At 31.5% G+C, this 6,180-nt stretch carries 7 protein-coding genes and 1 rRNA gene; 4 read left to right on the plus strand and 4 right to left on the minus strand.

The genetic code is table 11. From position 1 onward, the window contains the following. Positions 1-21 precede the first annotated feature (21 nt). Positions 22-861 (minus strand): alpha/beta fold hydrolase, encoded by an 840-nt coding sequence (locus tag B6K90_RS22640; RefSeq protein WP_235821894.1) that lies wholly within the window; start codon positions 859-861, stop codon positions 22-24. A gap of 319 nt (positions 862-1,180) precedes the next feature. Here B6K90_RS22640 and B6K90_RS22645 point away from each other — a divergent pair, with 319 nt between their 5' ends. Further along, positions 1,181-1,567 (plus strand): CvfD/Ygs/GSP13 family RNA-binding post-transcriptional regulator, encoded by a 387-nt coding sequence (locus B6K90_RS22645; RefSeq protein ID WP_056468646.1) that lies wholly within the window; start codon positions 1,181-1,183, stop codon positions 1,565-1,567. A gap of 76 nt (positions 1,568-1,643) precedes the next feature. Here the strand turns inward: B6K90_RS22645 and B6K90_RS22650 are convergent, their stop codons facing one another. Then, positions 1,644-1,877 carry a DUF378 domain-containing protein gene (locus tag B6K90_RS22650; protein ID WP_088014971.1) on the minus strand — a complete coding sequence of 78 codons (234 nt, stop codon included), beginning with the start codon at positions 1,875-1,877 and terminating at the stop codon, positions 1,644-1,646. Between the two features lie 202 nt (positions 1,878-2,079). Between B6K90_RS22650 and B6K90_RS22655 the strand changes: the two genes are divergently transcribed. Then, positions 2,080-3,432, plus strand: a complete 1,353-nt coding sequence (locus B6K90_RS22655; RefSeq protein ID WP_088014972.1) for a glucose-6-phosphate isomerase — start codon at positions 2,080-2,082, stop codon at positions 3,430-3,432. A gap of 119 nt (positions 3,433-3,551) precedes the next feature. After that, entirely contained in the window at positions 3,552-3,956 is a 405-nt protein-coding gene (locus B6K90_RS22660) for a YugN-like family protein (protein WP_088014973.1), read from the plus strand. 50 nt (positions 3,957-4,006) lie between these two features. Here B6K90_RS22660 and B6K90_RS22665 read toward each other — a convergent pair whose 3' ends face one another. Together B6K90_RS22665 and B6K90_RS22670 are read right to left on the minus strand one after the other, a co-directional pair. Beyond that, positions 4,007-4,999, minus strand: a complete 993-nt coding sequence (locus tag B6K90_RS22665; RefSeq protein ID WP_167555472.1) for a potassium channel family protein — start codon at positions 4,997-4,999, stop codon at positions 4,007-4,009. Positions 5,000-5,062: 63 nt separating this feature from the next. Then, the gene (locus B6K90_RS22670) at positions 5,063-5,752 is read right to left on the minus strand and encodes an MgtC/SapB family protein (protein ID WP_088014975.1); all 690 of its coding nucleotides are present in this window, start codon (positions 5,750-5,752) and stop codon (positions 5,063-5,065) included. A gap of 341 nt (positions 5,753-6,093) precedes the next feature. On the opposite strand from B6K90_RS22670, the gene B6K90_RS22675 reads away from it, so the two are divergent. After that, positions 6,094-6,180: ribosomal RNA gene (locus B6K90_RS22675) — 16S ribosomal RNA — on the plus strand; the annotation flags it as partial.

Consider the following 6,180-nt stretch of genomic DNA (forward strand, 5'->3'; position numbering starts at 1 on the left):
CGATTTTTCGAGACTCTTTTCTTATACAAAATTTGCTATACGTTCATAAATATGTTCGGGAATTTCTTCAGGAATTAAATGGCCTGCTTCTGGATAAGTATATAAAGTTGAGTACTTTAAATCACGATGTAATCTTTCGCCCACTTCTAATGGAACTACTTTATCTTTTTCACCCCAAATTAAAAGAGTAGGTACAGATATATTTTGTAAATCTGAAGGGCTTAAATCACCTTCTCGATCACGAATCATCTTTGTTAATGCTCTAAATATTTCATCTTGCAAAAAGGGTTCCTTGTAACCGTTTATCATCTCATCATCGATTAACTTCTGATCATGCACAACTGAAATTAGTGAATTCATAATACCTTGCTTAGCTAAATGTCTTTTTATATATAGATAGAAAAAGGGAAAATAAGATGAAATAATTAAATGTGGATTTGCTCTTCCTAAATAGCCAGAACTACATAATAAAATAACTTTTTTAACAAGCTCCGGTTTTTTTTTCGTTACATATAAGGCAATTTGCCCACCCATAGAATGTCCGACTAAATAAATGTTTTGCAAATTTAAATGATTTACAAGAGAGATAACTACGTTCGCGAAGTTATCATACGAATATTTAAAATTTAAATGTTTTCCACTTTTACCAAACGGGGGCAGATCAATTACGACAACTACATGATCTTTTGAGATAAAAGGGATTAGTCTTCGGAAACTGAAGCAAGATGATAAAAAACCGTGAATTAATACAAATACTTTTGAATCTTGCTTATTGCTATTATGGTATCCGTAAAGTTCATAATAAACATCAAGTCCAGAAACCTTATATGTCGACTGTATTGTTCTAGAATGTTTCATCATCCAAACTCTCCTTCTTAGTTTTTGGATTATTATGTCCAAACGGAAGGAATACATTCTTATCTTAAATAATGCTCTGTATGTCACCATATGATATGCAAATAGCTAAAATACTTTTAAATTATAAGTTTTTCGTCAATTCTAATAAAGACAAGTATTTATTTAAAATAATTGAAATAGCCCAACCTTTAAAGTGACTATAATAAGTAAAGGGATTTTTAGGAAGAAGTGCCATTTATGAGTATTAAGCAAACTTTAAAAGTTGGTCTGTGTGTGCTAAAATTTAGTTAGTGGAATTGAACGAAAATTAGGAGTGTTTTGAATGGCACAAAACTACAATATAGGAAAAGTTTACACTGGTAAAGTAACAGGGATTCAAACGTATGGTGCCTTTATTTCACTTGATCACCAAACACAAGGACTAGTACATATTTCCGAAATTATTAATGGATATGTTCGAGATATTCGAGACTATATTTCTGTTGGGCAATTAGTAAATGTACGTGTACTGTCTATTGATGAGATGACAGGAAAGATAAGTTTGTCTTTAAAAGGAGCAAGTATCGATCAAGGATTTAATGGTGATGAGAACTTAAAACATGCGGCTAGACTACTAAGAGAGCTTAAACCAGATGGATTTAGCACCCTGCATAAAAAATTAAATGAATGGCTTCGTGTTGAAATGAAGAAAGAAAATATGACGAATTAAAAAGGAAGGGGATTAACCCTTCCTTTTTAATTCTTAGGAAAGTACAGATACTAGAGAGACAAATTTTGTCTGCAATCTATCTTACTTCATTTGTTTCTGGATGTGTTCCTAGTTCTTCTGAAGGTTTAAATAATAAGCCAAGGTTAATTAAACCTGCAATACCAACGATACCATAAATAATTCGAGCAAAAGCAGAATCTGCACCGCCAAAAATTGCTGCTACCAAATCAAATTGAAAAAATCCAATCAAACCCCAGTTTATAGCTCCAATAATTGTAAAAATAAGTGCAATACGTTGTAATGTACTCATATAGGTTAACCTCCTTTTTATGACCTTCTATAATATCTTTCCTCATTTATTTTTGTTTATGTACTAAAAAAAAATTATAAGAAGAAATATTTTTTTAATTTTTGTTAATATTTTCACATAAATATAATTGTATTTACTTGCTTTCAATTATTTAATTAGGTACATTGTAAAGGTATTACAACTATTTAAGGAGGTTTGATGTATGACTTCTCATATTAAATTTGACTATTCAAAGGCAAAAATGTTTTTTCAAGATCATGAAATATCATATTTAAGGGATGCAGTGAAATTATTTCACCATACAATTCATGAGAAAACAGGTGCAGGTAGCGACTATCTAGGATGGGTTGAGTTACCTAATGACTATGACAAAGAAGAATTTTCTCGAATTCAAAAAGCAGCAGAGAAAATTAAATCAGATTCAGACGTTCTTTTAGTAATTGGTATCGGTGGATCTTATTTAGGAGCACGAGCTGCAATTGAAATGTTACAACATTCATTTTTTAATATTGCTTCTAAAGAAGAAAGAAAAGCACCTCAAGTTTTCTTCGTAGGAAATAATATTAGTTCTACATATATGCACGATTTAATTCAAGTTTTAAAGGATAAGGATTTTTCAATTAATGTTATCTCAAAATCTGGGACAACTACTGAACCTGCTATTGCATTCCGTATTTTTAGAAAGTTGTTAGAAGAAAAATATGGTGTTGAAGAAGCTAAACATCGTATTTATGCTACAACTGATAAAGCACGTGGAGCATTAAAAACTGTTGCTGACGAAAAGGGATATGAAACATTTGTTATTCCTGACGATGTTGGTGGACGTTATTCAGTATTAACTGCAGTAGGTTTATTACCGATTGCTGCAGCGGGTATTGATATTGAACAAATGATGAAGGGTGCACAAGATGCATATAAAGAATACAACTCTTCAGAACTAGAAGATAATCAAGCATATCAATATGCAGTTGTTCGAAATGTTTTATACAACAAAGGTAAAACAATAGAGATGCTTGTTAACTATGAACCATCATTACAATATTTTGGCGAATGGTGGAAGCAATTATTTGGAGAGAGTGAAGGAAAAGACCAAAAAGGTATCTATCCATCTTCAGCAAACTTCTCAACAGATTTACATTCTCTTGGACAATATGTACAAGAAGGTCGACGTGATTTATTTGAGACAGTTTTATCTGTGGAAAATCCTCGCCATGAATTAACAATTGAACTTGAGGATAACGATTCTGACGGATTAAATTATCTTGCTGGGAAAACTGTAGATTTTGTTAATAAAAAAGCTTTTGAAGGCACGATATTAGCCCATGCAGACGGAGGAGTACCAAATCTAATTGTATCATTACCAAAATTAGATGAGTATACTTTCGGTTTTACAGTATACTTCTTTGAGCTAGCTTGTGCAATGAGCGGATATTTACTAGGCGTCAATCCTTTTGATCAACCAGGTGTTGAAGCATACAAGAAAAACATGTTTGCATTATTAGGAAAACCAGGATTTGAAGAACTAAAAATGCAATTAGAAGAACGCTTAAAATAATATTAATACACAAGACCGTTGTTAAATTAACTTTAACAACGGTTTTTTTATTGAAATTAAAATTTATATTCATGTTTTTACTTAATAAGAAAATACTATTGAAAAAGGAGGAGGAAAGCATGTATCCTTTAAAATCAAAATTAGAGAACGAAATCTTTCCGCTTAATGAAATTGAGGGGAAATTAAAAAATCATGGATTTGTAATTGGGGCAAACTGGGAATATGATCATGGGAGTTTTGATTTATTAATGCGAGATGATGACGGGTATCAATATTTAAGATTACCTTTTAATGTTACTTCAGGTTCGTTAGATATGAATGGAGCAGTTATACAATTTGAGACTCCCTTTTTATTAACTCATGTTTATAACGAGGGGCTTGATGATAATATTGGTTACGAGGGAAATCTAACTGGATCATTAAACCAGTTCCAAGAGCCAATTGAAAAAGATGCTAAAGTTCCTAGAAAATATCAAATAAAAGGGTTTGAAATTCTTAAGAGAATTGAAGATGAACTTTTATAAAAAAAAGAGCCATATCTTTTAGGATTGGCTCTTTTTTATTGAAAAAATTGTTAAGTAAGTAAGATAAGAAAATCATCTTTTTTAATCTTCATACTTTTATCGGGTCGGATGATTGTTTGTTTATCACGTATTATTCCAATAATCATTTTATCGTTGTTTAATTCTTCAACTACGATATCGAAATAAAATTTTCCGATCATTTTTTGTTCAACTTCCAATATTTTTACTGTAAAAGTTTCTAATTGATTTGTTAATTTGAGCACAACATCTGAATATCCCTTATGCATAATCGATCCCGACATAACATAGGAAGTCAATAAATGGGCTTCAATTATTTCGGTTGCGCCAGCACGATTTGCGTTAATTACTTGATTTTTTGTTAAGATTTCTGCAATACAGTTAATTGATTGGTTAATACCTTTCGCAGTGATGATAGTTAAAATTGTTTGCATATCGGCTTCTTGCTCATTTTTATTTTGATCAGCTGTAATTAATATTGTATTAGCAAATTTTATATTTGCTTTTTCTAAAACTGAGTCATTGGTGGCAGAGCCTTTTACAAAGTGAACCTTATCTAAATCAGGAGGTAACAACTCTAAACTTTCATCAATTAATACGATATAGACTTGGTTTGAAGAGGCACGTAGTTGTTGAATAACATTTTTAACTCGTTCATTCCAACCTACTATTATAATATGGTTCTTTTTCGTAAATGTAAGTGAACCTCTATAATCCGCGTCTTGGTTTCTAAATGTTTGTGCTGTGAATGAAATCATATAAAAAGAACCGATTCCAGTACCTAGTAAAATTAATATAACTGCAAAAAAACGTCCAACTGGAGATAGTGGTACGTAATCACCGTAACCTACTGTAAATGTAGTAACTATTGACCACCACATACCGTCCCAAACAGTTGGAAAAGAAAATGGTTCAACAAAATGGATGATTGTTCCGAAAATAGCAATCAACGATAATAATATTAAAGTAATTTTTAATAGTGTATAGGATTTAAAATAGATAGGTTGGTTACGAAATACTTTCAAGCTTATACCTCCGTCGCATTTTCGTAACACTTATTTTTACCAATATGCCATAACTTATCACTACTATATACTTTCTATTTCAATTCCACGGATGTTTTCTATTTGTTCAATATCATAATAAATTTCTGTCGTTCTTCGTTTATTAAACACTAATAATTTCATTTGTACATAATGTTCGTCATTATTTAATCCTTTTATTTTAATGTTTTTAACTGTAATATCCTGAGCTGTTATTTGATCAATGACAATATTTATATTCTCGCTTCCTAATACTGTTAACTTCAAACTTATATCTCTTTCCTTTAATCTTTTAGGACCAAGCTTGTTAATTAAATAGGGGATTAATTCTACACTTATTATTAGTAATCCTACGCCCGCAAAAGCCTCAGCATAAAAGCCAGCCCCAACAATAATTCCGATACCCGATGCGCCCCAAATCATAGCAGCTGTTGTTAATCCAGCAATTGTATCATTACCTCTTCGGAGAATTACACCAGCCCCAACGAAACCAATTCCTGATACTATTTGAGCTGGTAAACGTAACGGATCCATTGTTATATTTAAATAATCACTTCCATGAAATGAAAAAGCTGAACTTATAGATACAATTGTTAATAGGCAACTCATTATTGAAATAACAAGGCATGTCTTTAAGCCAAGAGGTTTTCTTTTTAACTCTCTTTCTAATCCGATAACGGAACCTAACATTGCTGATATTAGTAATTTTATGAGGATATCTGGTTGTAGATCCATTTTCTAAACCCCTTTTCTATATAGTTTATGGCTAATTCGACATTGCGTATTACACTTCCTTCGTACTATAAATAAAACTTTTTATATTTTTATAAAAAAAATGAAAAAAGGGCTTGTCATAATGTGGATGGGGTGTTATATTTATATACGTCGCCAAGATGGTTCGACAAAAAACGAAATGAAGTAATAAAAAATAAAAAAAATGTTGACTCGCTGATAAAGAGATGTTAATATGAAAAAGTCGCAAATGACGCGACTAAGTGAACTTTGAAAACTAAACAAAACATGAAGTAAACGTCAATTATTAGTTTTTTTGAGCAATACAAGATTTAAACTTAACTTTTATGGAGAGTTTGATCCTGGCTCAGGACGAACGCTGGCGGCGTGCCTAATACATGCAAGTCGAGCGGACTAATGGGAGCTTGCTC

The sequence above is a fragment of the Gottfriedia acidiceleris genome, assembly GCF_002128425.1.
Taxonomy (GTDB): Bacteria; Bacillota; Bacilli; order Bacillales; family Bacillaceae_G; genus Gottfriedia; species Gottfriedia acidiceleris.

Excerpts from the sequence above, each read along its gene's own strand:
- B6K90_RS22640 (WP_235821894.1), bottom strand. The coding sequence starts at position 861 with ATGATGAAACATTCTAGAACAATACAGTCGACATATAAGGTTTCTGGA.
- B6K90_RS22645 (WP_056468646.1), top strand. The coding sequence starts at position 1,181 with ATGGCACAAAACTACAATATAGGAAAAGTTTACACTGGTAAAGTAACA.
- B6K90_RS22650 (WP_088014971.1), bottom strand. The coding sequence starts at position 1,877 with ATGAGTACATTACAACGTATTGCACTTATTTTTACAATTATTGGAGCT.
- B6K90_RS22655 (WP_088014972.1), top strand. The coding sequence starts at position 2,080 with ATGACTTCTCATATTAAATTTGACTATTCAAAGGCAAAAATGTTTTTT.
- B6K90_RS22660 (WP_088014973.1), top strand. The coding sequence starts at position 3,552 with ATGTATCCTTTAAAATCAAAATTAGAGAACGAAATCTTTCCGCTTAAT.
- B6K90_RS22670 (WP_088014975.1), bottom strand. The coding sequence starts at position 5,752 with ATGGATCTACAACCAGATATCCTCATAAAATTACTAATATCAGCAATG.